Below are 24,041 nucleotides of genomic sequence, written 5' to 3' on the forward strand. Positions count from 1 at the left end.
CCGTGGGTCCTCCTCCGGATCGGCCTCGACTCGGTGGTCAGTTAACCGACGATCCGGGGAGTAAGTCAAGTGATTGATTTAAATTGTGCCGGGTCGTGCGCCCGTGGCGTCCCGGGACCGGCCCGGGACGCCACGGGTCGCTGTTAGTGCGTCGGTTGCAGTACGACCTGGGCCGATCCGGTGAGCGGCGGTGCTCCGTCGCCGCCCGGGTCGGTGTAGGTCGCGTTGAACACGCCGGTCAGGTTGTCGGTCTCGGGATCGTGGCCCTCCGGCACAGTTGTGACGAACGACCCGGTGCAGCCGGTCGCCGTCGTGATCGGGTGGCCGTGGTCGTCGTGCCCGAGGATGTAGGTCACCTGCACCCGCGAGCAGTCGACGGCCTGGTCGTCGGTCACCGCGACCTCGTACCGCACGACGTCACCGAACGAGAAGGGCTGGCCCTGCACGGGACTGACGAACGTGACGACGGGTTCTTCGTTGCCCACCACGATGTCCACCTCGGCCGAGGCGCTGCGGCCACGGTGCTTGCCGCCGATGTCGGTCACCTTCAGCGTCGCGGTGTAGACGCCGTTCTCCCGGTAGGTGTGGCGCGGGTTCTGTTGCCGGGAGTCGATGTCGCCGTCGGAGTCGAAGTCCCATTCGTAGCGCAGCCGGTCACTGTCGGGGTCCTGTGTTCCCGCGCTGGAGAAGTTGACGGTGAGCGGTGACTGTCCATTGTCGACGTCGGCCGTCACGACGGGAACGGGCGTGTGGTTGCCGTTCCTGCCGATGTGGTCGATGCGCGCCAGCTGCGCCTCGGGGTTCTCGGCGAAGTAGCCCTTGCCGTACTCCAGCACGTAGAGCGCGCCGTCGGGGCCGAACTCCATGTCGATCGGACCGGACACCGGGATCGAGGGAATTACGTCCTCGATGGAGGTCAGCTCACGGCCACGGTCGAGACGGAATCCCTTGATGTAGTCGCGGGTCCACTCGTAGAACAGCGGCATGCCTTCGTAGTACTTCGGCCAGGCCACCGGTGCGCGGCCCCGTTCGGTGCGCGGGTCGTGGTCGTAGGAGGGCCCGGCCATCGGGCCGATGCCGCCCGTGGAGCCGAGCTCCGGGAACTGCTCCGACTCGGTGTAGGTGTAGAACACGTCGGGCTGCTCGACCGGTGGGAGCTCGGTGAGGCCCGTGTTGTGCGGTGACTCGTTCACCGGCTCCGCGCAGTCGAACGGCTCGCCCGACTGCTCGGTGGCGAAGTCGTAGTCGACATAGGGCAGGTCCGGTGTGACGCAGTAGGGCCAGCCGTAGTTGCCGGCTTCCCTGGTCGCGAACCAGCGGCCCTGACCTTCGGGTCCCCGCTCGGGGTCGGCCACGTTGGCGTCCGGTGAGTAGTCGGCGACGTAGAGCTCGCCGGAGTCGCTGACCTCGATCCGGAACGGGTTGCGCAGCCCCATCAGATAGATCTCCGGCCGGGTCGACACCGTGCCGGGCTTGAAGAGGTTGCCGGCGGGGATGGTGTAGGACCCGTCCTTCTGCACACGGATCCGCAGCACCTTGCCGCGCAGGTCGTTGGTGTTGGCCGACGTGCGCTGGGCGTCGAAAGCGGGGTTGCGGTCACCCCGTTCGTCGATCGGCGTGTAGCCGTCGGACTCGAACGGGTTGGTGTCGTCGCCCGTCGAGAGATAGAGATTTCCCTTGCCGTCGAAGACGATGTCACCGCCCACGTGGCAGCAGATCCCGCGGTCCTCGTCGACCTCCAGGATCTCCTGCTCCGTGGACAGGTCGAGTTCGTTGCCCTTGAGCTGGAACCGCGACAGGCGCTGGATTCCCTCGAACGGCGCGAAATCCTCCGGGGTTCCCGTGAACGGTGCGTCGCCCTCGTTGACGTCAGGGGTGGCCGGGTCGTCCACCGGCGTGTCCATCGGTGGCGCGTAGTACAGATAGATCCAGCGGTTGCTCTTGCCGTTGAAGCCGGGGTCCACCGCGACGCTCTGGAGCCCTTCCTCGTCGTGGGTGTAGACGTCCAGTTCCGCCGCGAGCGTGTTCAGCCTGGTGTCGGGGTCGTGCAGCCAGAGTTCGCCGGCGCGCGTGGTGTGCAGGACCCGGCCGTCCGGCAGTACCGCCAGGTCGACCGGTTCGCCGGGGGAGTCGTTGAGGGTCACCTTCTGGAAGGCGGAATCGGGCGGTGGCGCGGGTTTCCGCGCCGACGCCGATGTCGCCGTGGATGTCGCGGGGGTGAGGGCGAGGACAACTCCCGCCGCGGCAACCAGTGCCACCATGCGTGGTATTCGCATGGTCACCTACCTCTCGTCACTGTGTCGGTGGAGATGGGGAGGATTCGATCCAGGAGACGAGACCTGGGCACCGGCCCAGGTCTCGATGCGCGAAGACCGGGGTCGGCCACCTCGGGATCCGGACACAGGCAGGTGGGAAGAGCGTGCTGAAGAAGGTTCCGCGCTGGGGAAATCGGTCGCGCCGGCGCGGACCTGAGCGGATGCTCACGCGGTGACCCCTACCTTCTTCGACTCGGTAGTGCTCAAAGCGGGGTCGCCGCGAGCGCCCCACGCCGGGTGTCTTCGCAGTGTCGAACAGTAAGGGCACTTGTGATCGCAGTCAACAAAAAGATGTCCGTGTTGAACACAAGATCGTTTGTGTCACACGGATTCGAGGACGTGCGCGAGGCCGGGGGCGCGACGGAGAGACGTCGGCGTGGCCCCCGGGCCGCGTGGTGCGCGAACGACGTCGCGCACCACGCGGAGCAAGGCCGCTGGGCCGATCAGACGGCGACGGCTTCGACGGCGAAGTAGGGCTCGGCGAGCGCGGTCGTGGTCGAACGGCGCAGACCCGCCGCGGCGAAGATCCGGTCCAGATCGGCGAGTTCGCGTTCGTGGCCCTCGGTCATGCTCAGCATGTTCAGGTCCATCAGCGCCGCGGAACCGGGCGTGGCCGGGGGCCCGATCACCATGTCGACGATGACGATGCGGCCGGAGGGCTTCATCGCGGCGCGGCAGCGTTCGAGCACCGTGACGCAGGCGTCGTCGTCCCAGTCGTGCAGGATGAACTTCAACAGGTACAGATCCCCTTCGGGCACCGAGGTGAAGAAGTCGCCGGACTCGGCGCTGCACCGCTGCGCGAGTCCGCGGTCCGCGATCGTCTGCTTCGCGGCGTCCATGACGTGGGGGAGGTCGAAGACGACTCCGGTGGTGCCCTGGTGCCGCTCGAGCATCTCCAGTACGAACGTGCCGGTGGCGCCGCCGACGTCGACGACGACATCGCCGGGGGTGGTGGGGATCGAGGAGATGGCCTCGCGGACCACCGGCGCGGTGAGCTCGGCGGCGCCCTGGGAGAAGAGGTCGGCCTCCCCGGGGTTCTCGGCGAAATACTCCCAGATCGGCTTGCCGTGAGCGGCTTTCGACTGCTCGTGCCCGGCGCGCACGGCGTCGGGCAGGCGCTCCCACTGCTTCCAGTGGCCGGGGCTGTTCCAGGCGATCGCGAGGCTGCGCAGTGAGTCCGGCGCGTCGGCGCGGAGCCGGTCGAGCAGTGGTGTCGACGAGAAGTTCTCGGTGTCGTCGGAAAAGGCGGCGAGACCCGTGTAGACAGCGCACCGCATGAGCCGCCTGGTCGCCTCAGGATGGGTGCCCGCCGCGTCGGCGATCTCCTTCGCTGATCGTGGTTGGTCGTGCAGGAGATCAGGAATGCGCAGCTCCGCCAGTGTTCGTGCCATCTGACTGACGAAGTGCCCGCTGATCACCGACACCATTGCTTGCTGGTCATGAGTCGTATATCCGCTCATGATCAGAAACCTAATCAGGGTCGGAGAGGTCCCGCAAAGTGTGCCGTCGGCGGCACGGTGGGGAAATTCTCAGTACTGGTCAGTGTTCGTCAGTGCTCGTCGTAGTGGTCGCCGTGCGTGGCGTGACGGTGACCGTCGTGCACGTAGTCGACGTGGTCGCCGTGCGGCACCGCCACGTGCCCGCAGCCGTCACCGTGTGCGTGGTCGTGCCCGTCGTGGCTGTGGTGCCCGGACGGCTCGCACTCGTCGAAGTGCCCGTCGTGCGCACGGTGCATATGGCCATTGTGGACATAATCGACGTGGTCGCCGTGCGGGACGGTGACGTGGCCGCACCCGTCGCCGTGCAGGTGGTCGTGGCCCGCGTGCTCGGTGTGCGCGGTGGTCATCGTGCTCTCCTGTCGGTCGAGAAGGGCTGACAGTCGAGACATTAGGCGTTGCGCATGGACCCCGCATCGCCGTCACCCGATGCGGGCTGTCGGTGTCACTGCTGGTCGCGCACCCGCAGGCCGTCGAACGCGACGGTGGCGACCATGTCGGCCAGCTCGGGCCCGCGGAGTCCGCCGCGCGGGCGGTACCACTCGATCAGTGAGTTGACCATGCCGAACAGCAGACGGGCCGCGGTGGCCGGATCGACGTCGGTGCGCAGGTCGCCGTCGGCGATCGCCTTGCCCACCAGGTCGGTGACGATGTGGTCGAACTCGCGCCTGCGGGCCAGCGCGTCGCGCTCGACCTTGGTGTTGCCGCGCACACGCAGCAGCAGCGTGACGAACGGCAGCCGGTCGACCAGCACGAGCACACTGCCGCGCACGAGGTGCTCCAGCCGGTCGATCGCCCTGCCCTCGACGTTCTCGAGCTTGCCGACCTCGGCGAACAGGCCGTCGAGCGCCCGGTTCACGGCCAGCCGCAGCAGCTCCTGCTTGCTGGGCACGTGGTGGTAGATCGCGGACTTGGTGATGCCGAGCTTGCGGGAGAGGTCCTCCATGCTCGTGCCGTCGTAGCCCCGGTCGTTGAACAGCTTGACCGCCACCGTCAGCAAGGACTCCAGGTCGTAGCCAGGTCTGCCGCGCCGGGCGGGTCTGGCTCGCGGTGTGTCGGTCATGGTCCGATTGTCCCAGCTCTGCTCAGTCGGACGGGCGCTGGTCGATCACCCGGCGCAGCTTGCCGACCGAGCGCTCCAGCGTCTCGGGGTCCACCACGTCCACGCCCACGGTGACGCCGACCCCGTCCTTGATCCTCGCGGCGATCTCGGTCGCGGCGCCCGCCCGCCGGTCCGCCGCGGTGTCCGCCTGCGCCTCCACCACGACCGTCAGCTCGTCCCTGCGGTCCCGGCGCGTGAGCCGCAGCTGGAAGTGCGGCGAGAGTCCGGCCGTGCCCACCACGATCTCCTCGATCTGCGTGGGGAACACGTTGACCCCGCGCAGGATGATCAGGTCGTCGCTGCGGCCCGTCACCTTGTCCATGCGGCGGAACGCGGGCCGCGCGGTGCCGGGCCGCAGTGTGGTGAGGTCGCGCGTGCGGTAGCGGATGATCGGCAGCGCCTGCTTGGTGAGCGAGGTGAACAGCAGCTCGCCGTACTCGCCGTCGGGCAGCGCCGAGCCGTCGAGCGGATCGACGACCTCGGGGTAGAAGTGGTCCTCCCACACGTGCAGCCCGTCCTTGGTCTCCGCGCACTCCTGTGCCACGCCGGGACCCATCACTTCGGACAGCCCGTAGATGTCCACGGCGTCGAGGTTCGCGCGCTGCTCGATCTCGGTGCGCAGCTGCTCGGTCCACGGCTCGGCGCCGAAGATACCGACGCGCAGTGAGCTGGTGCGCGGGTCGATGCCCTGGCGCTCGAACTCGTCGAGCAGCGTGAGCATGTACGACGGCGTCACCATGATGACCTCGGGACGGAAGTCGGTGATGAGCTGCACCTGCCGCGCGGTCATGCCGCCGGAGGCGGGAATCACCGTGCAGCCGAGCTTCTCGACGCCGTAGTGCGCGCCGAGCCCGCCCGTGAACAGCCCGTAGCCGTAGGCGACGTGCACCTTGTGTCCCGGTCGCCCGCCCGCGGCGAAGATCGAGCGCGCCATCACCGTGGCCCAGGTGTCGATGTCGTCCTCGGTGTAGCCGACCACGGTGGGCTTGCCGGTGGTGCCGCTGGACGCGTGGATGCGCCGCACCCGTTCCTGCGGGACGGCGAACATCCCGAACGGGTAGTTCTGGCGCAGGTCGTCCTTGGTGGTGGCGGGGAACTTCGCGAGGTCGGACAGTTCCCGGCAGTCGTCGGGGTGGACGCCGGCCGCGTCGAACTTCGCGCGGTAGCTCGGCACGTTCTCGTAGGCGTGGCGCAGCGTCCATCGCAGCCGCTCGAGCTGGAGCGCGCGCAGTTCGTCGGTGCTGAGCCGCTCGGCCGCGGAGAGCTCGTCGGTCGCCGGGGCGCCCGCGCGCCGTCCGGCCCCCGGGGCGTCGCCGTACGTGGTCGTCATGCTGGGACTCCTCCGCGCCGCTGCGGTGCTTACTGACCGAATGGACGGTTATTCGGGCGAACTTAGTAAATCCAGCACCCGGCACAGTGTCAAGAGTGCACGGCCGCTTTCGCTCGCGCTGTGAGCACGCTACCATGATTTCCTGAACGTTCGGTTGGTAAATCGAGGAGGCTCGATGGGTGGGAACGCGACGGCGCTGTTGCGCAGCTACGTGAGCGGCGGCTGGCACACGCCGTCAGGGGACGGGGCGCCGCTGCACGACGCGGTCACGGGCGAGGTCGTCGCCAGGGTCTCCTCGGAGGGCATCGACAAGGCGGCCGCGCTGGAGCACGGCCGCACCGTCGGAGGTCCCGCACTGCGCGAGCTGACGTTCCACCAGCGCGCCGCGCTGCTCAAAGCCCTCGGCGGGCATCTGCGCGAGCACCGCGACGAGCTGTACGCGCTGTCCGCACGCACGGGTGCCACGCTCGGCGACTCGAAGTTCGACGTCGACGGCGGCATCGGTGTGCTGCTGACCTATGCGAGCAAGGGTCGCCGCGAACTGCCCAACGACACGGTCTACGTCGACGGCCCCGTTGAACCCCTCGGCAGGGGCGGCACGTTCGTCGGCCGGCACATCGCCACCCCGCTGCGCGGCGTGGCGGTGCAGATCAACGCCTTCAACTTCCCGGTCTGGGGACCGCTGGAGAAGTTCGCTCCCGCGTTCCTGGCCGGCGTGCCGAGCCTGGTCAAGCCCGCGAGCCAGACCGCCTACCTCACCGAGAAGCTCGTCGAGCTGATGCTCGGCTCAGGGCTGCTGCCCGAGGGCACGCTGCAGCTGCTGTGCGGCGGCGCGGGCGACCTGCTCGACCACGTGGGCGGGCAGGACCTGGTGTCGTTCACCGGCTCGGCCTCCACCGCGCAGCGACTGCGCGCCCACCCGGCGATCGTGCGCAACTCCGTGCGCTTCAACGCCGAGGCCGACTCGCTGAACTGCTCGATCCTCGGCCCCGACGCGACGCCGGGGACGGCGGAGTTCGACCTCTACGTCAAGCAGCTGGTCACCGAGATGACCGTCAAGGCGGGCCAGAAGTGCACCGCGATCCGGCGCGCTTTCGTGCCCGCCGAGCTGCTGGACGACGTCACCGAGGCGGTCAGCGCCCGCCTGGCGAAGACCACCGTCGGCAACCCCGCGAGCGAGGGCGTGCGCATGGGCGCGCTCGCGAGCCTGGAGCAGCGTGAGGAGGTCCGCCGCTCGCTCAAGGCGCTGAACGAGGCGGGCCGGATCGTTTTCGGCGACCCCGAGCGCGTGGACGTCGTCGACGCCGACGCCGAACGGGGCGCGTTCCTGTCGCCGATCCTGTTGCGTGCCGACGATCCCGACCGCGCCGAGCCGCACGAGGTGGAGGCGTTCGGGCCCGTGTCGACGCTGCTGCCCTACACCTCGGCCGAGCAGGTCGTGGCGCTCGCCGCGCGCGGTCAGGGCAGCCTCGCCGGCTCGGTCGTCACCGGCGACCCGGAGTTCGCGCGCGAGGTCGTGCTCGGCGCCGCGCCGTGGCACGGCAGGCTCCTGGTACTCGACGCCGACAACGCCAAGGAGTCCACCGGGCACGGCTCGCCGCTGCCCGCGCTGGTGCACGGCGGCCCCGGTCGCGCGGGCGGCGGCGAGGAGCTGGGCGGCATCCGCAGCGTGCTGCACCACCTGCAGCGCACCGCGGTGCAGGCGAGCCCGACGGTGCTCAGCGCCGTCACCGGGCAGTTCGTTCCCGGCGCGCCACGGCGCGAGGGCACGCACCCGTTCCGCAAGCCGCTGGCCGAGCTGCGCGTCGGCGACACCGTGGTGGCGGGCCCGCGCACGGTCACGCCCGAGGACATCGCCCACTTCGCCGAGTTCACCGGCGACACGTTCTACGCCCACACCGACGAGCAGGCGGCCGCGGCCAACCCGCTCTTCGGCGGCATCGTGGCCCACGGCTACCTGGTCGTGTCGTTCGCGGCCGGCCTGTTCGTCTCGCCCGAGCCCGGGCCGGTGCTCGCCAACTACGGCCTGGAGAACCTGCGGTTCCTCACGCCGGTCAAGCCCGGCGACGCGCTGAGCGTGACCCTGACGTGCAAGCAGATCACCCCGCGCGAGAACGCCGACTACGGCGAGGTGCGCTGGGACACCGACGTCACCAACGCCGACGGCGACTCGGTGGCGCGCTACGACGTGCTCACCCTGGTGTCCAAGGAGGCGAAGTGAGTCTGGAACTGCAGTTCGAGGAGACGATCGCGCACGACCAGCGCCTCGAGCCGAGGGACTGGGTGCCCGACGCCTACCGCTCCACGATGGTGCGGATGATCGCGCAGCACGCGCACTCCGAGATCATCGGGATGCAGCCGGAGGGCAACTGGATCACGCGCGCGCCGTCGTTGCGGCGCAAGGCGATCCTGCTCGCCAAGGTGCAGGACGAGGCGGGGCACGGGCTGTACCTGTACTCGGCGGCCGAGACGCTGGGCGCCGACCGGGCTGAGCTCACCGAGAAGCTTGTCACCGGGCGGCAGAAGTACTCGTCGATCTTCAACTACCCGACGCTGACCTTCGCCGACGTCGGAGTGATCGGCTGGCTCGTCGACGGCGCCGCGATCTGCAACCAGGTGCCGTTGTGCCGCAGCTCCTACGGTCCCTACGCGCGGGCGATGATCCGCATCTGCAAGGAGGAGTCCTTCCACCAGCGGCAGGGCTACGAACTGCTGATGACGATGATGCGCGGCACCGAGCAGCAGCGCGCGATGGTGCAGGAATCCGTGGACCGCTGGTGGTGGCCGTCGCTGATGATGTTCGGCCCGCCCGACGCCGACTCGTCGCACACCGCGCAGTCGATGGAGTGGAAGATCAAGCGCCACACCAATGACGAGCTGCGGCAGCGCTTCGTGGACATGAGCGTGCCACAGGCCGACGCGCTGGGCGTGACCCTGCCCGACCCGGACCTGCGGTGGAACGCCGAACGTGAGCACCACGACTTCGGCGAGATCGACTGGGCCGAGTTCAAACAGGTGGTGTCCGGCAACGGGCCGTGCAACGCCCAGCGCGTCGCGCACCGCAAGGCCGCCCACGACGAGGGCGCCTGGGTGCGGGAGGCCGCCGCGGCGCACGCGCGCAAGAACGACGAGAGGCGGGGGAGCGCGGCATGAGAAGCGAGTGGCCGCTCTACGAGGTGTTCGTGCGGGGCAAGCGCGGACTCAATCACGTGCACGTCGGGTCGCTGCACGCGGCCGACGACGAGATGGCGCTGCACCACGCACGTGATCTCTACACGCGGCGCAACGAGGGCGTGAGCATCTGGGTGGTCAGGGCCGCCGACATCACCGCGTCGAGCCCGGACGAGAAGGACCCGTTCTTCGCGCCGAGTGGAGACAAGGTGTATCGCCACCCCACGTTCTACGACATCCCCGACGACGTTCCGCACATCTAAGGACCGCCCGTGTCTTTCGACAACGCCTACGAGGCGATCACCGAGGAGAACGACTCCCGCTGGGCCTTCGGCACCGGCTTCACCGATCCGCTCGAGGGAGTCGACACCACCGTTCCGTCCGGTGTGGACGGTGCCGATCTGGCCGCGTACTGCCTCATGCTCGGCGACGACGCGCTGATCCTGTCGCACCGGTTGCAGGAGTGGTGCACCCATGCCCCCGAGCTGGAGGACGAGGTCGCGATCGCCAACATCGGCCTCGACCTGCTGGGGCAGGCGCGGCTGCTGCTCGCCCGCGCGGGCAGGGCCGAGGACGCGGGCCGCGACGAGGACGCGCTGGCGTTCCTCCGCGCCGAGCACGAGTTCCGCAACGTGCGGCTGGCCGAGCTGCCCCGTGGCGACTTCGGCGAGCTGATCGCGCGGCTGCTGGTGTGCTCCACGTGGCGCCTCGCGCTGGTCCAGCGGCTCACCGGCTCGCGAGACCCGGTGCTCGCGGCCATCGCGGCCAAGGGCGTCAAGGAGCTGACCTACCACCGCGACTACGCCGCCCAGTGGGCCGTGCGCCTCGGCGACGGCACGGAGTTCTCCCGCGAGCGGATGACGGCCGGCCTGGCCGCGGTGTGGCCCTACGTGGCCGAGTTGTTCACCCCGCACGCCGTGGAGCTGCGGCTCGCCGAGGCCGGAGTCGCCGTGGACCCGTCGGTGCTGCGCGCGGAGTTCGACGACGTGCTCGGCCAGGTGCTGCGTGCCGCGACCCTCGACGCGCCCGAGGTGCCCGGGATTCCCGGCGTGGCGGGCAGGGCCGGTCGCGACGGCGTGCACACCGAGTCGATGGGATTCCTGCTGGCCGAGCTGCAGAGCGTGGCCAGGGCGAACCCGGGGGCGACGTGGTGAGCGCCGTGGCGAGCGACGAGGTGAGCGCGCACGCCGTCGCCGCCACCGTGACCGACCCGGAGCTGCCGATGCTCACCCTCGCCGACCTCGGAGTGCTGCGCGAGGTGTCCGAACAGGACGGACGCGTGGTCGTGGCGATCACGCCGACCTACTCGGGCTGCCCCGCGATGGACACCATGCGCGACGACCTCGTGCACGCACTCTCGGGCGCCGGATACGCCGAGGTGGAGGTGCGCACCGTCCTGCGGCCCGCGTGGTCGAGTGACTGGATCACCGACGACGGGCGCCGCAAGCTCGCCGAGGCCGGGATCTCCCCGCCCGGCGCTGCGCCGCGGCACACCGGGCCCGTGCCGCTGACGCTGGGCCCGCCCGCGCGGAGCGTGCGCTGCCCGCGTTGCGGCACGGGCGACACGGAGCTGCTCTCGGAGTTCGGCTCCACCGCGTGCAAGGCGCTGCACCGCTGCCGCTCGTGCCACGAACCGTTCGACCACGTCAAGGAGATCTGAGTTGACCGCGAGCACGACGTCCCGGCTGCGCGGGGAGTTCCACGCGCTCACCGTCGCCGAGGTGACCCCGCTGTGCGACGACGCCGTGGCCATCACCTTCGACGTCCCGCCGGAGCTGGCCGAGCGCTACGCCTTCCGCGCGGGCCAGTCGCTGACCCTGCGACGGCGCGAGGGCGAGCGGGAGGAACGCCGCTCGTACTCGATCTGCGCGGCCGAGGGCACGGCGCCGAGGATCGGCGTGCGGGAGGTGCCCGGCGGTCTGTTCTCCAGCTGGCTGGTCCGCGACGTCCGGCCGGGCGAGAGCATCGAGGTGGGCACCCCGGCCGGCACCTTCACGCCGGAACCCGCGGTGCCGGCCCATCACGTGCTGATCGCGGCGGGCTCCGGGATCACGCCGGTGCTCTCGATCGTCGCGACGGTGCTGCGCGAGCCCGGCGCGACCGTGACCCTGCTCTACGGCAACCGGCGTACGGACACCGTGATGTTCGCCGACGAGCTCGCGGACCTCAAGGACCGCTATCCGTCCCGGCTCGAGCTGGTGCACGTGCTCTCGCGCGAGCCGAGGGAGGCGGAGCTGTTCTCCGGGCGGCTCGACGCCGAGAAGCTGACGGCGCTGCGGCCGCTGCTCGGCGACCTCGACCGCGTGGATCACTGGTGGCTGTGCGGCCCGTTCGACCTGGTCACCACGGCGCGGGAGGAACTGAGCCGGGCCGGGGTGGCGGCCGAGCGGATCCACCAGGAGCTGTTCTTCGTCGACGCCACGCCACCCGCACCGGTGCGCCACGAGGACGCGCCCGTCACCGGCCCGACCAGCGAGGTGACGATCGTGCTGGACGGCAGGTCCACCACCGTCGCGCTGGAGCAGGACCGTTCCGTGCTCGACGGCGCGCAGCGGGCCAGGCCCGACCTGCCGTTCGCGTGCAAGGGCGGCGTGTGCGGCACGTGCCGCGCCAAGGTGACCGACGGCAAGGTGGACATGCGCCGCAACTACGCGCTCGAGAAGTCCGAAGTGGACGCCGGTTTCGTGTTGACGTGCCAGTCTCTTCCCGTGTCCGAGAGCCTCACCGTCGACTACGACGTCTGAGCGAGACGACATCGGCGGCGGTGCTCAGCCGCCGTTGCCGATGTCGTCGAAGATCAGCAGCGTCCGCGTGGCGAGCACGCCCGGGATGCTCTGCAACTGTTCGAGCACCACGCGCCGCAGGTGCTCGTTGTCGGTGGTGCGCACCAGCAGCATCACGTCGAACTCGCCGCCCACCAGTGCCATGTGCCTGACCTCGGGAATGCTGCGCAGGTGCTCGGTGAGGTCGCGCCACGAGTTCTGGCGCACGTTGAGCGTGACGTAGGCAGACGTCGACAGGCCCGCGCGCGCCGGGTCGATCACGGCCGTGAATCCCGTGATGACACCGGTCTTCTTCAGTCGCTCCAGCCGGTTGTAGGCGTTGGCCCTCGAGATGTTGAGCCGCTCGGCCAGCGCCCGCACGGCGATCCGCCCGTCCTGGGTGAGCTCCCGCAGGATCGCTGTGTCCACAGTGTCCAGTGCGGCCATCCGTCCAGTCTCGGGGGCCGCAGCGTCGATCGGGTTGGACATCTGGCGTTCCTTCGCTCGAAACTCGGCTGTCCGTCTCGGATTCAGTGCTGATGCTATGCAGAAGTTACCAGCATCGCGACGATTGTGGCGTTCTGTCTTCTGCGGAGGTGTCCATGAGTGAGCTGCGGTTGGTGCGGTTGATCGAACCCGACGGCAGCGCGTCCGGCGACGACCGGTACGCGCTGCCCGCGCCCGGTGAGCTGCTGGAGCACTACCGCGCGCTGGTCCGGGGCCGCAGGTTCAACGAGCAGGCGAGTGCGCTGGTGCGGCAGGGACGGCTCGCGGTCTACCCGTCCTCACACGGGCAGGAGGCCTGCCAGGTGGCGGCCGCGGCGGTGCTGCGCGACGGCGACTGGCTCTTCCCGACCTACCGCGACTCGGTGGCCGCGGTGGAGCGCGGCGTCGATCCCGTCGAGGTGATGCTGCTGCTGAGCGGCGACTGGCACTGCGGGTACGACCCGATGCGCCACCACGTCGCTCCGCAGGCGACGCCGCTGGCCACCCAGCTCCCGCACGCCGTCGGCGTGGCGCACGCCGCGCGGCTCAAGGGCGAGGACACCGTCGTGCTGGCGCTGTGCGGCGACGGCGCCACGAGCGAGGGTGACTTCCACGAGGCGCTGAACTTCGCGGCCGTGTTCCGCGCGCCCGTGGTGTTTCTGGTGCAGAACAACAAGTACGCGATCTCGGTGCCGTTGGCCCGGCAGTCGGTGGCGAGCTCGCTCGCGGCCAAGGGCGAGGGCTACGGCATGCCCTCGGCGCTGGTCGACGGCAACGATGTCGCCGCGCTGACGGCCGTGCTCGGCGAGGCCGTGCGCCGCGCCGCGGGCGGCGACGGGCCGACGCTGATGGAGGCCGACACCTACCGCATGGACGCCCACACCAACGCCGACGACGCGAGCCGCTACCGCGACGACGCCGAGGTCACCGAGTGGGCGCGGCGCGACCCGCTGGTGCGGCTGCGCGCCCACCTTCGGGCGGCGGGCGTGCTCGACGACGAGGAGGAACGCGCGATCGCCGAGTCCGCCGAACAGACCGCCGCCTACCTGCGCACGGGACTGTCCGCCGATTCCGAGCCCGACCCCGCCGAGCTGTTCGCCCACGTCTACGCGGGCCCGGCGCCGCACCTGGCCGCGCAGGCCGAGCTGCTGGCCGCCGAACTCACCGCCGAGGTGCACTCATGACCGCGACCAAACTGACCATGGCGCAGGCGCTCAACACCGCGCTGCGCGACGCGATGACCGCCGACGAGTCGGTGGTGGTCTTCGGCGAGGACGTCGGCCCGCTGGGTGGCGTCTTCCGCGTCACCGACGGGCTCACCGAGACCTTCGGCGAGCAGCGCTGCTTCGACACCCCGCTGGCCGAGTCGGGCATCGCGGGACTGGCCATCGGCATGGCGATGAACGGCTTCCGGCCCGTGATCGAGATGCAGTTCGACGCGTTCGCCTACCCGGCGTTCGAGCAGATCACCAGCCACCTGGCGAAGATGGCCAACCGCACGCGCGGCAGGGTGCGGCTGCCCGTCGTGGTGCGCGTGCCCTACGCCGGCGGCATCGGCGGCGTCGAGCACCACTGCGACTCCTCGGAGGCCTACTACGCGCACACCCCCGGCCTGACCGTGGTGGCGCCCGCGACCAACGCCGACGCCTACGGCCTGCTGCGCGCCGCGATCGAGCACCCGGACCCGGTGATCTTCCTCGAGCCCAAGCGGCACTACTTCACGCGCGAGGAGGTGGACACGGCCACGCCGGTGCCGCCGATCGGCCAGGCGGTGGTGCGGCGCGAGGGCCGCGACGCCACGCTCGTCGCCTACGGGCCCTCGGTGCCCGTCGCGCTCGCCGCCGCGGAGCTGGCCGCCACCGAGGGCAGGGACCTCGGGGTGGTCGACCTCCGCTCGATCGTGCCGTTCGACGAGGAGACCGTGCTCGCGCAGGTGCGCCGCACGGGCCGCGCGGTGGTGGTGGCCGAGGCGCAGGGCTTCGCGTCGGTGGCCTCGGAGATCGCCGCGCGCATCGGCGAGCGCTGTTTCCACCACCTGGAGGCGCCCGTGCGCCGGGTCACCGGCTTCGACATCCCGTACCCGCCGCCGAAGCTGGAACGCCACCACCTGCCCTCACCGGACCGGATCCTCGACGCCGTCGACGCACTGCAGTGGGACGAGACATGAGCGAGCTGACCTTCACCCTGCCCGACCTCGGCGAGGGGCTCACCGAGGCCCAGCTCGTGCGCTGGCTGGTGGCCGAGGGCGAGCTGATCGCCATCGACGCGCCGGTCGCCGAGGTGGAGACCGCCAAGGCCATGGTCGAGGTGCCCTCGCCCTACGCGGGCACGGTCGCGACGCTGCACGGCAGCGAGGGCGCGACGATCCTCGTCGGGCAGCCGCTGATCACCGTGGGCACCGGAGCCACCGAACCGGCCGCGGCCACCTACGTCGAGGAGGAGCGCGCGGGCTCGGGCAACGTGCTGATCGGCTACGGCACGAGCGAGCCGGGCCGCACCCGCAGGCGCCGCGCGCGTGGCAGGACGCCCGCGCGCGACCGCGCCGTGAGCGGGACCGCCGAGCGGCCGCGCGCGAAGTCGCCGCTGGTGCGCAAGCTCGCCAAGGAGCGGGGCGTCGACCTCGCTCTGCTCACCGGCACCGGCCAGGACGGGCTGATCACCAGGGCCGACGTCGAGCGCGCGGCGGCTCCCGTGGCGCCGGGGAGCGACACCGCCGACACCGACGCACGCACGGGCCTGCCGATCGCGCGGCGCGTGGCACTGACGGGCATCCGGGCGGCGATCGCGAGCACACTCTCGCGCAGCCGCAGGGAGATCCCGGAGGCGACCACGTGGGTCGACGTCGACGCCACCGCACTGCTCGCCGCGCGCGAGTCGCTCGGCACGGGCCTGCTGTCGCTGCTGGCGCGGTTCACCGTGGCAGGGCTGCGGCGCTATCCCGTGCTGAACTCCCGTGTCGACACCGACCACGGCGAGATCCAGGTGCTCGACGGCGTCAACCTCGGCGTCGCCACGCAGGCGGAGCGGGGTCTCGTCGTGCCCGTCGTCCGCGACGCCCACCGGCTCACCGCCCGCGAGCTCGACACCGAGCTCCGCCGGACCGTCGCCGCCGCGCGGGACGGGTCGGCGGGCGCCGCCGAGCTGACCGGGGGCTCGTTCACCCTCAACAACTACGGCTCGTTCGGCGTCGACGGCAGCGCGGCGATCATCAACCACCCCGAGGTCGCGATCCTCGGTGTGGGCCGGATCCTGCCGCGTCCGTGGATCGTCGGGGACGAGGTGGTCGCCAGGCAGATCACGCAGCTGTCGCTGGTGTTCGACCACCGCGTGTGCGACGGCGGCACGGCGGCCGGGTTCCTGCGGTTCGTCGCCGACGCGATCGAGGCGCCCTCCTCGGCGCTGGCGGATCTGTAGCGGAGAGGCCAGCACTGGCGAGCCTGCGCTCGTCCTCCCGGCTATCGTGGGCACCGAATGTGGCGGTGCGACTCCGCCGGACCGGCGACCGCACGGTCTTCAGCAGCCTGGGAGGCCCGGATGACCGCCGTGTCGGACCCGGTTCCGCGGCCAGGCCACGTCCACCAGGGCGGGTTCTACAGCTCGGACGAGCAGTTCCGCGCGCTGGTCATGCCCTTCCTCGAACGGGGACTCATCCGGGGCGAGCCGGTGGTCATCGCCTACGACCCGCGCCGGGCCGGACTGCTGCGGGACTGGCTGGGCGAGCCGCCCGGCGCCCTCTACGTGGACGATCTCTACCGATGCCCGGCCGCGGCGATCGCGACGTACCGGAAACTGTTCGCGCGGCTGGTGGGCGAGGGCGCGGCGCGCATCAGGATCGCGGGCGACGTGCCGCACGCGCACGACCGGGCCCGCTATCCGGGCTGGGACCGCTACGAGTCGGCCGTGAACGTGGTGTGGGACGAGTTCCCCGTCCTCGGTCGCTGTCTGTACGACGCCACCGCGACGGCGCCGGAGGTCGCCGACGTTGTCGAGCGGACCCACCCGTACCTGGTGACCGGCGGCGACGATCTCACCGCGAACCCGCGCTACGAGGAGCCGGGCACCTTCGAGGGCCTGGCTCCGGTGCCCGACCCGCTGGAGGCGCGTGAGCCGCTGGTGGAGCTCGCCGATCCGAGCGCCGCGAGCGCCCGCGCCGCGGTGCGCGAGATCGCCGCCGCGCACGTGGCCGAGCGCATCGTCAACGACCTCGTGCTCGCCGTCTCGGAAGCCACCAGCAATGCGTTGTTGCACGGTGAACCACCGCTGCTGGTCCGGATCTGGGCGCGACCGGACCGCGTCGTGGTGCACGTGCGGGACAGGGGCCCCGGCCCGGAGAACCGGCTCGCCGGACTCGTACCGGCGATCGGCACGATCACCGGCTCCGGACTGGGGCTGTGGTTGGCCCACCAGCTCGACCTCGATGTCGCGCTGCTGCGAGGGACGGACGGGTTCACCGTGCGAGTGTGCGGCGGCTCCCGTTAGTCCACTGTAGACTTTCGCGTCAGTCGTCCTCTGCGCCGGCGAACGACGAGACGCGATCGTGGATGACACTGACGGCCCAGCGGCTTTCGCTGGAGAGCCAGGGCTCGGTGTCGTACGGTTCGTCTACGTCGTTCTCCGCGCGCGGCAGGTCGAGGGACACAGGGCCTCCTTCAGTGGGGTGATGAGGGGATACCCGCGTCGAGAGACCGCTCAAACTGGGGCATTCGTGTGATCTTCGCCGGTCGGAGGGGTCCAGACCGGGCAACTCGCTGGTCCGGGCGGGGGACTCGCGGGCCGGAGTGGGGGACTCGCGGGCGGGGCCGCGATACTCGGTGACGTCGTTCGCAACAGTGCTAGGAAGTGGTATGGAAGGCGTCACGCCGCGTGAGATCCGGTTCCGGGGCCGCCCGATGAGGCGGGACCGCCCGCTGATCATGGCGATCGTCAACCGCACGCCCGACTCGTTCTACGACCGCGGGGCCACCTACGGCACCGGGGAGGCACTGGCCGCGGTGGAGCGGGCCGTCGAGGGCGGCGCCGACATCATCGACATCGGCGGGGTCAAGGCGGGTCCCGGCAACGACGTCGACGTGGCCGAGGAGACCCGGCGTGTGGTGCCCTTCGTCGCGGAGGTGCGGGCCCGGTTCCCCGAGCTGGCCATCAGCGTCGACACCTGGCGCCACGAGATCGGCAGACTCTCGTGCCAGGAGGGCGCCGACCTGATCAACGACACGTGGGAGGGCACCGATCCCCGGCTCGCCGAGGTGGCGGCCGAGTTCGGCGCGGGCTACGTCTGCTCCCACACCGGCGGCGCGACGCCCCGTACCCGGCCGCACCGGGTGCGCTACCCCGACATCGTCGCCGACGTGATCGACGAGGTGACCGCACGCGCCCGCGAGCTGGTGGCGCTCGGTGTGCCCGCCGAGGGCGTGCTCGTGGACCCGACCCACGACTTCGGCAAGAACACCTGGCACTCGCTCGCCCTCACCCGCGAGATCGGCAGGCTGGTGGACACCGGCTGGCCGGTGCTGGTGGCGCTGTCGAACAAGGACTTCGTCGGCGAGTCGCTCGGCGCCGCCGTGGGGGATCGCCTCTACGGGACGCTCGCGGCCACGGCGGTGTGCGCGTGGGAGGGCGTGGCCGTGTTCCGCGCCCACAACGTCGCCGAGACGCGCCAGACGCTGGACATGGTGTCGGTGATCCAGGGGTCGAAACCTCCGGCCAGGGTGGTCAGGGGCCTGCGCTGAGTCAGCTCCGCCGGCGACCTGGAGCACGTCGCACCGCAGCAAAAGCGGGCAAAAAGGACGGAATCCCGCCGGGTGCGGGCCGAGTGTGACCGGCGTCGCACAACGCGTGTTTCAGTGTCAGCCGGATGGGGTACGTCCCCGTTTCCAACGTTGAGACCACAGCGGATGGTGATGGAGAAGTGACAGACATGGCACGTCCGCGGACTTACGAGTCGAAACGGACGCTGACCAGTGCGGGGGAACTGTCGTCTCTGCGACGGGACCTCCGGACCCTGCTGGCCGGATGTCACGAGCACGTGGTGACCGATGCCGAGCTGGTGGTGAACGAACTCGCCACGCTCGCGCTGTCGGTGTCGGCCGAGCCCGTGCGGATCGGGCTGACCCTGACACCGGGCCAGTGCGTCCGGATCGAACTGGACGGCGTGCCCGCGGAGCTCGTGCCGGAGGATTCCGGGCAGCGCACGGGAGTCGAGCTCGTGACCTCGCTCGCCGCCGCGAGCGACCTTGACGGCACCGATGGCGCCACCCGCTGGGTCGAGCTGGACCTGACGGCCCCGTCGCGCGAACAGCGCTCGCACGACGAGGAGCCGTCGGTCCGCGTGATCCGCTAGTTCGCCGAAGGCGGGTACACCCGCGTCCAGTCCACTTCGTACAGCGCGGGCTGCATGTCCTCACCGTCGAAGTTGTCGAGCTGGATGGTCTGGTGCATCGACGGCGCGCACTGGATGCACTCACGCACGTCGTTGGCGCCGCCCGAGAAGCTGAACCACTCCTCGCCGTCGATGAAGCCCTTGATGTGGTCGGCCGTCCACTCCACGGCGACGTTGTGCCACTGCGTCAGGTCCACGCCGCACTGCTGCGCGAACTCCTGCTGCACCTCGACGTCCGGGTTGTGCGGGTAGTGGATGAACGCCTCGGCGCAGTCCTCGCCGGGCGCCATGTTCTCGAGGTAGTCGTACTCGCCGTCCTGCGGCCAGCGGTCGGAGTCGGGCCAGAGGATCAGCAGCGGGTGGTACTGCCTGCCGTTGTTCTCTCCGGTCGGCTCCGAGCGCACGCGCGCCTCCCACCGGCCGTACTGCTGGCCGAAGGTCGAGCCGATCCAGCCCGAGTCGCCGTTCGCCTCGCCGGTCATCTGGAGCACGCCACCGACGACCCTCGAGTTCTTGTCACAGCGCTGCCCGTTGCCGTCGTGGCCCGGCCAGCACTCGCCTTCGCCGCCCGCGAGGTTCCACTTCGCCTGGTCGGGCACGGCCGGTTCCTCGGGGGAGCCGTAGTTGAACTCGTCCGTGCCCTCCTCGATCGGAGCGCCCCATCCGTAGCGTTCGGCCGCGCTGTCGGCCTGTCGCGGCGCCTGTGCGGCACCCTCGCCGGTCTGGTCCGGCGCCTGCGCGGCGCCGGTGGTGGTGATCAGGAACAGTGCCGCGGCGCCGCAGGCGGCCAGCGCCCTGAGCGATCGAGCCCGCATGTGAATTCCTCCCCGGATTCAGGTGTGGTCCGGCAGGAAGCGTCGATCAGTCGCCGGTGCCGCGGCAACCGCACTGTCCGGTTGCTGCCTACCGGTCCTCGAGCACGTAGCCGACGCCGCGCACCGTGTGCAGCACCGGTGGCGCACCGAGTTTGCGGCGCAGCTGCGCGATGAGCACATCGAGCACATTGGACGCGGGGGCCACCAGCTCGTCCCACGCCGCGCCGATCAGCTCCGCGCGCGAGACCGGCTCGCCGTCCGCGCTCAGCAGTCGCTCCAGCACCAGGAACTCTTTGGTGGTCAGGGAAAGCCGCTCGCCACCGCGGCTCGCCTCGTGGCGCCCGCTGTCGAGCTCGATGTCCGCGACGCGCAGCACCGGCGCGGGCAGTGTGGTGCCCCGGCGGCACAGGCTGCGCACGCGCGCGACCAGCTCGGCCACGGCGAAGGGCTTCACGAGGTAGTCGTCGCCCCACGTCAGTCCCGCGATGCGGTCGGCGACGGCGTCGCGCGCGGTGAGGAACAGGACCGGGACGCCCCAGCCGCCCTGGCGCCGCCGCTCCACGTAGTGCAGCGCGTCGCCCGCGGGCAACATCCGGTCGAACACGGCGCAGTCGTAGGCGTTGACGCTCAGCGCCTCGTCGGCCGCGGGGAGATCGGTGGCGGCGTCGACCGCGAACCCCGCACCACGCAGTGACGCCTCGACGGCCACCCTGAGGTTCTCGTCGTCCTCGGTGACCAGCACGCGCACCCCTGCACGGTAGCGGTCCGTGCCCGGCCGGGCACGCTCAGGCCCGCCCGGTGTGGCTCAGCTCGCGTGCAGCTCCAGCCAGCCCCGGTCGGCGGCCTTCACCCCGGCCTGGAACCGGCTGCGCGCACCGAGCTTGCTCATGATCGTGGAGACCATGCGCCGCACCGTGCGCACCGAGATGCCCAGCCTGGCCGCCGCGGACTCGTCGGTGCAGCCCGCCGAGAGCAGCGACAGCAGCTCGCGCTCGCGCTCGCCCAGCTCCCCGTCCGCGGGCACCTCGCCCGCCGCGAGCGGCACGGCCGAGGGCCACACGCGCTCGAACAGCTCCACCGACGTGTTGACCACGCTGGGCAGCTGGAACAGTGCGACCCCGCTCTCGCCCTTGCCGCTGGGCAGTACGGCGAGCTCGCCGTCGATCACCAGTGCCGCCATCGGCACCTCGGGCATCGTGCGCACCTCGGCGCCCGCCAGCGCGAGCGCACCGAGCCGGGCCGCGAGCACCGGCGCGGTGCGTGCGCGGTCCGGCAGCAGCACGCGGTAGCGCACTCCGCGGCGCAGGTTGTGGTGGTCCAGTCCGCGCACCATGGCGATGGGATCACCCGTGCCGAGCGCGCACGGGGCGCTGATGATCACCTCGTGGTCGGCGGCGGCCAGGTGGGCGTCGATCCCGGCGTGGGTCGGCACGCGCTCCGGTGCGCGCAGCACCGAGACCCGGGACAGGGTGTGGGTGGTCATGCTGAGCTCCCTCCGATCGGCAGTGTGGCGGCGAGTGCGGGCGCGTGCCGCCCGTCGAGACGTTCGAGCGCGACGCCGAGCGCGGGCGCCATGCGGGCCAGCTGGTCCACGGCGGCGTCCACCGCGTGCTCGGTGGTGGCGGCCAGGCGCAGCACCGCGGGCGCGCCGGGCGCGCAGTCCAGCGCCGCGGTGCAGGCCACGGCGGGCACCGACGCGACGAGGCTCTCCAGTACGGGAAGCCCCTCCCGGCCGGGGCGCGCGGCCAGCCCGGTCACGCGGATTCCGGCCTGCGTCACCGGACCCGCCCGCCAGAAGCGCCGGTTCTCGCGCAGCGCCTCGCGGCCGGGGCCGGTGTGGCTGAGAGCGGTGATCGTGGCGAGCAGTTCCTGTTCGGTCAGCGGGGCGACGGTCAGGCGCAGCGCGCGCAGCCTGCGCGACACGCGCCGCACGGTGTTGCCCAGCGCCACGCCGAGGTCCTCGTCGCCGGGAAACGCGGGCTCGCGCTCCGCGCGTACGGCGAGCCACACCTTGGGCTCCTGCTGGCGGGGACCGCGGTGCAGCACGAGCCGCAGCCGCAGCGCGGGTCCTGGCGCGGCGGGTTCGGGCAGCAGCGAGCCCGTGAGCGCGGTCCTGGCCAGCTCGGCCGGGTTGGCGCCCGCGGGGCCGAGCACCGTCAGCAGCTCCTCAGGTCGGCTCAGTACCGCCGCCTCGGTGCCCGCCAGCTCGGCGGTGCGGACCCGCGAGCCCGGGGCGAGCGACTCCAGCAGGGCGAGCGCGCCGGACTGCGCCGGCAGGTCGCGCGCCCTGCGGCGCACCGAGAGCCGCACCAGCCGTGCGGCCACTGTGGACAGCCACTCGCCGCGGAACCGGGCGGCGCTCGCGGCGAGCAGCACCACACCGGCGGCCGCGACGGGCCACACCGTGCCGAGGCCGGTGACGACGAGCACCAGGCTGAGCTGCCAGCACACGATGCGCAGCACGGGCAGCTGCGCCTGCTCGGTCGATGGTGTGGCCGGGGTTGCCGTCGCTGTCGCCGTCATGCCGCCCTGCCTTCCGTGCTCCGGAGCAGCCCGGCCGGTGCGCACCTGCCGCAGCGGGCGAGATGGCGCAGCAGCGCGTGCTCACGGTGTCCCGCGGGTTCCGCGTCGAGCAGCCCCTCGTCGACGAGCTGCTCCCGTGCCGCGGTGCCCGTCTGGGAGAGGTCGCCCAGTCTGCGCAGCCGCTCCGGGCCGAGCTGCGCGGCGAGCGAGGTGAGCGTGCCGGCGAACACGCGGCACGGGTCGAACTCGGTCGCGAGCCGCTGCACAGTCCAGTGTGGACGCGAGTGCAGGAACGCCGCGGCGTCGCGCACGGCCGCCGACAGGCCGCCGCACTCGCGGGTGATCGCGATGAGGTCGGCGTGGCGCGCGGTGGGCGAGCCCGCGAGCGTACGGAACAGCTCCACCGCGCTCACGGCGCCCAGCGGGGCGAGCGCGACACGCACGGCGCCGTCGACGTGCCAGCTCCGGTCGCGCGTGGTCACGATCGTGCGGCAGCCGCCGCCCGCGGGCAGCAGCGGCTCCACCTGTGCGGCGCCGGCCGCGTCGTCGAGCACCAGCAGCACGCGCCGGGTGGCCGTGACGTCGCGCCAGCGCGCGGCCCGTTCGTCCACATCGGAGGGAACCGGCACGTCGAACGCGCGCAGCAGCCGGGCCAGCGCGTCGGCCGCGGTCACCGGCCGGGGACCGGAGCCGTGCAGGCCCACGAAGAGCTGCCCTCCGGGGTAGTGGCGGGCGATCCGGTGCGCGGCGTGCACGGCCAGCGCCGTCTTGCCCGTGCCCGGCATCCCGTCGACGAGCACCGGGCCCGAGGCCTCGCACACCGCGGCGAGCTCGCGTGTCCGCCCGGTGAAGGCGGGCACGTCGCGAGGCAGCTCCCGGCGTGGGGCGCCGCCGGCGCAGACGCGGGCGGCACGGGTGAGTTCGGGACCGGGCTCGGCGTCGAGTTCGGTGGCGAGCGCCTCGCTGGCCGCACGGTAGGCGGTCAGCGCCTCCGCGCGGCGGCCCTGCGCGTGCAGCGCCCGCACCAGCAACGCCCAGGCGCTCTCGCGCAGCGGGTCGGTGGCGGTGAGCTCGCGCAGCACCGGCACGGCTCCGGCCGCGTCGCCGCGGGCCAGCCGCGCCCCGGCGAGGGTCTCGCGCAGCCGCCGGTGCAGCTCGCCGAAGTGTTCGCCCGCGGACGCGGGCAGGTCCAGCCCCTCGAACGCGTCGCCGCGCCACAGCGCCAGTGCCTGCTCGGCCGCGTTCTCCGCCGCCGCGGCGTCGCCGCGCTCGGCGGCCCGCTGCGCCGTCACCGCGAGCGTGTCGGCCAGCCCGGCGTCGAGCTCGTCGTCGGCCACGCGCAGCCGGTAGGCGCCGGGCCTGCTCTCGATGCGGGGCGCCTCGCCCTCGGTGGCGGGCAGGACCCGGCGCAGCTGCCAGACATAGGTCTTGAGGTTCGACTCCGCCGAGGCGGGTGCGGCCTGTTCCTGCCAGGTGCTCGTGATCAGCTGTTCCACGCCGACCCAGGCGTTAGGCTGCACCAGCAGAGCCGCCAGTACCGCGGCGGGCTTGCCGGCGCCGAGTCGCACGGCCGCGCCGTCGCGACCGCGTACCTCGAGAGGGCCCAGGACAAGGAACAGCACCGTGCACGCACCTTTCGTTCGGATCGGCAGCGCTGGGTCTGGC

The 24,041-nt window shown here is 71.5% G+C and carries 24 protein-coding genes; 12 read left to right on the forward strand and 12 right to left on the reverse strand.

Going from position 1 to position 24,041, the window contains the following annotated elements:
* Positions 1–143: 143 nt before the first annotated feature.
* The 5 genes from JHE00_RS32390 to paaK all read right to left on the reverse strand — a co-directional run bounded on the left by JHE00_RS32390 (position 144) and on the right by paaK (position 6,243).
* Complete coding sequence (locus JHE00_RS32390; RefSeq protein ID WP_230425414.1) at positions 144–2,261, reverse strand: PQQ-dependent sugar dehydrogenase; 2,118 nt, start codon at positions 2,259–2,261, stop codon at positions 144–146.
* Between the two features lie 497 nt (positions 2,262–2,758).
* Positions 2,759–3,775: a methyltransferase gene (locus JHE00_RS32395; RefSeq protein WP_307832210.1), complete on the reverse strand. Its 1,017-nt coding sequence runs from the start codon at positions 3,773–3,775 to the stop codon at positions 2,759–2,761.
* An 89-nt stretch (positions 3,776–3,864) separates the two neighbouring features.
* Positions 3,865–4,161 carry a hypothetical protein gene (locus tag JHE00_RS35390; protein WP_230425415.1) on the reverse strand — a complete coding sequence of 99 codons (297 nt, stop codon included), beginning with the start codon at positions 4,159–4,161 and terminating at the stop codon, positions 3,865–3,867.
* A gap of 95 nt (positions 4,162–4,256) precedes the next feature.
* Complete coding sequence (locus JHE00_RS32405; RefSeq protein WP_200325610.1) at positions 4,257–4,874, reverse strand: TetR/AcrR family transcriptional regulator; 618 nt, start codon at positions 4,872–4,874, stop codon at positions 4,257–4,259.
* 22 nt (positions 4,875–4,896) lie between these two features.
* Positions 4,897–6,243 (reverse strand): phenylacetate--CoA ligase PaaK, encoded by a 1,347-nt coding sequence (gene paaK / locus JHE00_RS32410; protein WP_200325612.1) that lies wholly within the window; start codon positions 6,241–6,243, stop codon positions 4,897–4,899.
* A 175-nt stretch (positions 6,244–6,418) separates the two neighbouring features.
* Here paaK and paaZ point away from each other — a divergent pair, with 175 nt between their 5' ends.
* Genes paaZ through paaE form a run of 6 tightly spaced genes read left to right on the forward strand, consistent with a single transcriptional unit; the run spans position 6,419 to position 12,158 of the window.
* Positions 6,419–8,464: a phenylacetic acid degradation bifunctional protein PaaZ gene (gene paaZ / locus JHE00_RS32415; RefSeq protein WP_200325614.1), complete on the forward strand. Its 2,046-nt coding sequence runs from the start codon at positions 6,419–6,421 to the stop codon at positions 8,462–8,464.
* A complete protein-coding gene (gene paaA, locus JHE00_RS32420; protein WP_200325616.1) occupies positions 8,461–9,396 on the forward strand; it encodes a 1,2-phenylacetyl-CoA epoxidase subunit PaaA in 936 nt (311 codons plus the stop codon). Before paaZ ends, paaA begins: the two co-directional genes overlap by 4 nt.
* Entirely contained in the window at positions 9,393–9,677 is a 285-nt protein-coding gene (paaB, locus tag JHE00_RS32425) for a 1,2-phenylacetyl-CoA epoxidase subunit PaaB (RefSeq protein ID WP_200325618.1), read from the forward strand. The genes paaA and paaB overlap by 4 nt, the downstream gene beginning before the upstream one ends.
* 9 nt (positions 9,678–9,686) lie before the next feature.
* On the forward strand, positions 9,687–10,568 hold the full coding sequence (gene paaC / locus JHE00_RS32430) for a 1,2-phenylacetyl-CoA epoxidase subunit PaaC (RefSeq protein WP_200325620.1): 882 nt from the start codon (positions 9,687–9,689) through the stop codon (positions 10,566–10,568).
* Positions 10,569–10,573: 5 nt separating this feature from the next.
* Positions 10,574–11,074 (forward strand): 1,2-phenylacetyl-CoA epoxidase subunit PaaD, encoded by a 501-nt coding sequence (gene paaD, locus JHE00_RS32435; RefSeq protein ID WP_307832211.1) that lies wholly within the window; start codon positions 10,574–10,576, stop codon positions 11,072–11,074.
* A 1-nt stretch (position 11,075) separates the two neighbouring features.
* Positions 11,076–12,158, forward strand: coding sequence for a 1,2-phenylacetyl-CoA epoxidase subunit PaaE (paaE, locus tag JHE00_RS32440; RefSeq protein WP_200325624.1), 1,083 nt, complete (start codon positions 11,076–11,078; stop codon positions 12,156–12,158).
* Between the two features lie 24 nt (positions 12,159–12,182).
* Here paaE and JHE00_RS32445 read toward each other — a convergent pair whose 3' ends face one another.
* Positions 12,183–12,623 carry an Lrp/AsnC family transcriptional regulator gene (locus tag JHE00_RS32445; RefSeq protein WP_200325748.1) on the reverse strand — a complete coding sequence of 147 codons (441 nt, stop codon included), beginning with the start codon at positions 12,621–12,623 and terminating at the stop codon, positions 12,183–12,185.
* Between the two features lie 155 nt (positions 12,624–12,778).
* On the opposite strand from JHE00_RS32445, the gene JHE00_RS32450 reads away from it, so the two are divergent.
* The 4 genes from JHE00_RS32450 to JHE00_RS32465 all read left to right on the forward strand — a co-directional run bounded on the left by JHE00_RS32450 (position 12,779) and on the right by JHE00_RS32465 (position 17,141).
* On the forward strand, positions 12,779–13,846 hold the full coding sequence (locus JHE00_RS32450; protein WP_200325626.1) for a thiamine pyrophosphate-dependent dehydrogenase E1 component subunit alpha: 1,068 nt from the start codon (positions 12,779–12,781) through the stop codon (positions 13,844–13,846).
* On the forward strand, positions 13,843–14,829 hold the full coding sequence (locus JHE00_RS36260; protein ID WP_200325628.1) for an alpha-ketoacid dehydrogenase subunit beta: 987 nt from the start codon (positions 13,843–13,845) through the stop codon (positions 14,827–14,829). The genes JHE00_RS32450 and JHE00_RS36260 overlap by 4 nt, the downstream gene beginning before the upstream one ends.
* Positions 14,826–16,076, forward strand: a complete 1,251-nt coding sequence (locus JHE00_RS32460) for a dihydrolipoamide acetyltransferase family protein (RefSeq protein WP_200325630.1) — start codon at positions 14,826–14,828, stop codon at positions 16,074–16,076. Before JHE00_RS36260 ends, JHE00_RS32460 begins: the two co-directional genes overlap by 4 nt.
* Before the next feature lie 120 nt (positions 16,077–16,196).
* Complete coding sequence (locus tag JHE00_RS32465; protein WP_200325632.1) at positions 16,197–17,141, forward strand: anti-sigma factor RsbA family regulatory protein; 945 nt, start codon at positions 16,197–16,199, stop codon at positions 17,139–17,141.
* A gap of 19 nt (positions 17,142–17,160) precedes the next feature.
* Here the strand turns inward: JHE00_RS32465 and JHE00_RS32470 are convergent, their stop codons facing one another.
* Entirely contained in the window at positions 17,161–17,301 is a 141-nt protein-coding gene (locus tag JHE00_RS32470) for a hypothetical protein (protein ID WP_200325634.1), read from the reverse strand.
* 250 nt (positions 17,302–17,551) lie between these two features.
* Between JHE00_RS32470 and folP the strand changes: the two genes are divergently transcribed.
* Both folP and JHE00_RS32480 read left to right on the forward strand, forming a co-directional pair.
* The gene (gene folP, locus JHE00_RS32475; protein ID WP_200325636.1) at positions 17,552–18,388 is read left to right on the forward strand and encodes a dihydropteroate synthase; all 837 of its coding nucleotides are present in this window, start codon (positions 17,552–17,554) and stop codon (positions 18,386–18,388) included.
* A 188-nt stretch (positions 18,389–18,576) separates the two neighbouring features.
* Positions 18,577–18,999 carry a hypothetical protein gene (locus JHE00_RS32480; protein ID WP_200325638.1) on the forward strand — a complete coding sequence of 141 codons (423 nt, stop codon included), beginning with the start codon at positions 18,577–18,579 and terminating at the stop codon, positions 18,997–18,999.
* Here JHE00_RS32480 and JHE00_RS32485 read toward each other — a convergent pair.
* The 5 genes from JHE00_RS32485 to JHE00_RS32505 form a co-directional block, all read right to left on the reverse strand.
* Positions 18,996–19,853 carry a glycoside hydrolase family 16 protein gene (locus tag JHE00_RS32485; protein WP_200325640.1) on the reverse strand — a complete coding sequence of 286 codons (858 nt, stop codon included), beginning with the start codon at positions 19,851–19,853 and terminating at the stop codon, positions 18,996–18,998. The two genes, JHE00_RS32480 and JHE00_RS32485, sit on opposite strands and share 4 nt — an antisense overlap.
* A gap of 88 nt (positions 19,854–19,941) precedes the next feature.
* Positions 19,942–20,601: a winged helix-turn-helix domain-containing protein gene (locus JHE00_RS32490; RefSeq protein ID WP_200325642.1), complete on the reverse strand. Its 660-nt coding sequence runs from the start codon at positions 20,599–20,601 to the stop codon at positions 19,942–19,944.
* A 57-nt stretch (positions 20,602–20,658) separates the two neighbouring features.
* A complete protein-coding gene (locus JHE00_RS32495) occupies positions 20,659–21,336 on the reverse strand; it encodes a helix-turn-helix transcriptional regulator (protein WP_200325644.1) in 678 nt (225 codons plus the stop codon).
* Positions 21,333–22,376 carry a hypothetical protein gene (locus JHE00_RS32500; protein WP_200325646.1) on the reverse strand — a complete coding sequence of 348 codons (1,044 nt, stop codon included), beginning with the start codon at positions 22,374–22,376 and terminating at the stop codon, positions 21,333–21,335. Before JHE00_RS32500 ends, JHE00_RS32495 begins: the two co-directional genes overlap by 4 nt.
* Entirely contained in the window at positions 22,373–23,998 is a 1,626-nt protein-coding gene (locus tag JHE00_RS32505; RefSeq protein ID WP_200325648.1) for an AfsR/SARP family transcriptional regulator, read from the reverse strand. Before JHE00_RS32505 ends, JHE00_RS32500 begins: the two co-directional genes overlap by 4 nt.
* Between the last annotated feature and the right edge of the window lie 43 nt (positions 23,999–24,041).

This window comes from Prauserella cavernicola, from assembly GCF_016595675.1.
Taxonomy (GTDB): Bacteria; Actinomycetota; Actinomycetes; order Mycobacteriales; family Pseudonocardiaceae; genus Prauserella_A; species Prauserella_A cavernicola.